Genomic DNA, 3,720 nt, shown 5'->3' on the forward strand with positions numbered 1-3,720 from the left:
TTCAACTTACACTCATTCCCAGAAATCCATCTAAACTTTTTCTGATCATCCGAAACAATAGCCTGTCTATATAAATTTAGTGATTCTTTTTCGTAAGGCGAATTCAAGACTAAATTACCTTTTTCATCTTCCGAAAGTTCTATTTTATCTAAAACTGTGTAATCTGTTTCATCTATTTTTTTTACTGCAATTGGAAATCCATTCGCGGTAAAAACTTGATAAAAACTTGTTTTCGTTTGATCATTCAATTTACTTTTCAAATCATTTGACAAATCATCACTTTCGATTGCAATTTTTTCGATTCTTGCCAAATCTTCAAAAGAATTTTCAATCTGTTTCTTTGTCAAATAAGCATAATTTAATGCGTATCCTATTTCGTCTTGACTTTCGTCTGTTAATGGAATCTTCACTTTATCCGAATCTTCATGACAATACAAATCAAAACCTCCTTCTATGGCTTGAACCAATGAAATTTCTCCTTCATTTTCTAAAACCGATGAACTTAAAAGTGTAGAATCTCCTTTTTTCAATCCTAAAAAATTATTTAACGAATGAAACGTTTCATTTACAAATCGAGGATCAAAATTCGATACATAAACATTATCTTCTCTCGAATAATGAAAATTAACTTTTTCTTCTTTTGAATCGATCTTTTTCATCAAATCAAAAATATCATTTTGCCATTGAAAGGTATTTTTATCCTGAAATTCACTTAAAATCTCTGGAATGTTTTTATTGTTAAAATCTAACTTCATAATAATTACTTTTGTGTGTTTTTAATTTACTGATAATCAAATTAAATCAATAATTTTACCAAAAAACTCGATTAAAATGTTTTTTCAACTTTTGTTGACAAAAAGTTGAAAAAAGCAGTTTCAAAAATTGGTAATTTTATAAAATTTAATGGATAATTATTTATCTTAGCAAGATGAATCACAAAACAGATTTTTCGAATTTAAGATTTAAACGAAATCTAAATTCTAATCCATCACATATAGAGTCATTTGAATTAGATAGTTTACAAGTCAAAAGTGATTACAATTACGATGATGTAAAAAATCTGAAACAGATTAACTTTTTACCCGGAGTTGCCCCATATTTACGCGGTCCTTATACGACAATGTATGTTCGTCAACCTTGGACAATTCGCCAATATGCAGGTTTTTCTACTGCAGAAGAATCGAATGCTTTTTATAAAAGAAATTTAGCTGCTGGTCAGAAAGGGCTTTCTGTTGCCTTTGATTTGGCTACTCACCGCGGTTACGACTCAGATCATGAACGTGTTGTAGGAGATGTAGGTAAAGCTGGCGTTGCGATAGATTCTGTAGAAGATATGAAGATTTTGTTCAATGAAATTCCATTGGATAAAATTTCGGTTTCGATGACAATGAACGGAGCTGTTCTTCCTATTTTAGCTTTTTACATTGTAGCTGCAGAAGAGCAAGGTGTTTCGCAAGATCAACTTTCTGGTACAATTCAGAATGATATTTTGAAAGAGTTCATGGTGCGTAATACATACATTTATCCGCCAACTCCTTCAATGAAAATTATTGCAGATATTTTCGAATATACTTCTCAAAAAATTCCTCGCTTCAATTCGATTTCTATTTCGGGTTATCACATGCAAGAAGCTGGAGCTACGCCTGTTTTGGAAATGGCTTATACCCTTGCAGATGGTTACGAATATGTAAAAACTGGTTTGGAAGCAGGATTGAAAGTTGATGATTTTGCTCCTCGTTTATCATTTTTCTGGGCGATTGGAATGAATTTCCCTCAAGAAATTGCAAAAATGAGAGCTGCTCGTATGTTATGGGCAAAATTGATGCAAGAATTTGAGCCTCAAAATAAAAAATCATTAATGTTGAGAACGCACTGTCAGACTTCTGGTTGGAGTTTAACAGAGCAAGAACCTTATAACAATATTGGTCGTACAGCGATAGAAGCGTTAGCTGCTGCTTTAGGAGGAACGCAGTCTTTGCATACCAATGCGTTGGACGAAGCAATTGCTTTGCCAACAGATTTCTCGGCTCGTATTGCACGTAATACACAAATCATTTTACAAGAGGAAACTCAAATTTGTAGAACGGCTGATCCTTTTGGAGGAAGCTTTATGATTGAATCTTTGACAAATGAAATGGCAAATCAAGCGTGGGAATATATTCAAGAAGTTCGTGAATTAGGTGGAATGACGCAAGCCATAGAAGCTGGAATTCCAAAAATGCGTATTGAAGAAGCTGCTGCAAAAAAACAAGCCAAAATTGACTCTGGTGAAGTCGCAATTGTTGGTGTAAATGCTTACCGCTCGAAATTAGAACAACAAGAGTTCGAAATTTTAGAAGTTGACAACACTGCTGTTCGTCAAAAACAAATTGATCGATTAAATCAAATTAAAGCGGAGCGTAACAGCGAAGCTGTAAAAGATATTTTAGCACAATTAACAAAAGCTGCTGAAACAGGCGAAGGAAATTTATTAGAATTATCTATCGAAGCGGCTCGTCGTCGTGTTACTTTAGGTGAAATTTCTGATGCATTAGAAGCTGTTTTTGGTCGTCATAAAGCAATTACAAGAGGAATTCAAGGAGTTTATGCTATGGAAGCAGGTAAAATGAATAAATTTGAGGAAGCTCGTAATTTAGCTGACGAGTTTGCCGAAGAAGATGGACGCCGTCCTCGTATTATGGTAGCTAAAATGGGACAAGATGGTCACGATCGTGGTGCGAAAGTCGTTGCAACCTCTTTTGCGGATATGGGATTTGATGTGGATATTTCTCCATTGTTCCAGACGCCAGCAGAAGTTGCGAAACAAGCTGTAGAGAATGATGTTCATATTTTAGGAATTTCTTCTTTGGCTGCAGGACACAAAACGTTGGTTCCGGAAGTTGTAAAACAATTGAAAGAATTAGGTAGAGACGATGTTTATATCGTAGTCGGAGGTGTTATTCCGCGTCAAGATTATGATTATCTTTATCAAAATGGTGCAGATGCAATCTTTGGTCCAGGGACAAACTTGGCGGAATGTGCCTGCGAAATTTTAGAGAATTTATTGAAATCTTATAAATAAATCTATTTTAGTATGAGTATTCCTGTCTATTGACAGGAATATTTTTATATTTATACCACACAAACCTTAAAGCGAAATGAATAAAACTCTTCGAAATATTATCTTAATCATCTGTACAATTTTTATTATATGGTTTATTGGATACTTTCTGATTGGAGATTTTATCAGTTTAGAATTCGCGAATCATGATTTTGCGAAACTATTTCCAAAGCTTTTAACATTTGCTGCGGCAGTTAGTATTTATGTACTTTTTCTACTTTCTATCAAAAAGAAAGACGGATGGAGTTTTATGAATGTGATGAAATTTATCTTTGGAATTATCTTCGGATTTCTTCCACTTCTAACCTTCGAATATTATAGTATTGGAAGTTGTACAAATTGGAAAATTGATAAAAAAATTCAAAAAACGCTTTATAAATCCAATTCTTCTGATTCAGAAAAAATTGTTTTAATCGAAACATTTTGTCCTGAATCTAACCTAAAAACAACTCAGGTAAAGCGAATTGTAGAAATTACACCTCTTTTTATCACAACTTCTGAAATTGATCTAAATAAAATTTCGGATAAAAGTTGGAAAAAACTTTAATCAAAATTAAACTTTGCTCAAAATTTGATGTCTAACAGATGAAGAAACCAATTCATCTCATGACAAAATATAT

3 protein-coding genes are annotated in these 3,720 nt (G+C 33.2%); 2 read left to right on the forward strand and 1 reads right to left on the reverse strand.

Features of this window, described 5'->3' with window-relative positions; all coding sequences use genetic code 11:
• Positions 1-755, reverse strand: a 755-nt coding sequence (locus tag N5D46_RS14520; RefSeq protein WP_280050428.1) for a hypothetical protein, incomplete at its 3' end; no start/stop codon positions are given.
• A 173-nt stretch (positions 756-928) separates the two neighbouring features.
• On the opposite strand from N5D46_RS14520, the gene scpA reads away from it, so the two are divergent.
• Together scpA and N5D46_RS14530 are read left to right on the forward strand one after the other, a co-directional pair.
• Positions 929-3,061 (forward strand): methylmalonyl-CoA mutase, encoded by a 2,133-nt coding sequence (gene scpA, locus N5D46_RS14525; RefSeq protein ID WP_125350662.1) that lies wholly within the window; start codon positions 929-931, stop codon positions 3,059-3,061.
• A gap of 76 nt (positions 3,062-3,137) precedes the next feature.
• Positions 3,138-3,647: a hypothetical protein gene (locus N5D46_RS14530; protein WP_038334805.1), complete on the forward strand. Its 510-nt coding sequence runs from the start codon at positions 3,138-3,140 to the stop codon at positions 3,645-3,647.
• Positions 3,648-3,720 lie beyond the last annotated feature (73 nt).

The organism is Empedobacter sp. GD03865, assembly GCF_029840775.1.
GTDB lineage: Bacteria > Bacteroidota > Bacteroidia > Flavobacteriales > Weeksellaceae > Empedobacter > Empedobacter falsenii_B.

Excerpts from the sequence above, each read along its gene's own strand:
- scpA (WP_125350662.1), top strand. The coding sequence starts at position 929 with ATGAATCACAAAACAGATTTTTCGAATTTAAGATTTAAACGAAATCTA.
- N5D46_RS14530 (WP_038334805.1), top strand. The coding sequence starts at position 3,138 with ATGAATAAAACTCTTCGAAATATTATCTTAATCATCTGTACAATTTTT.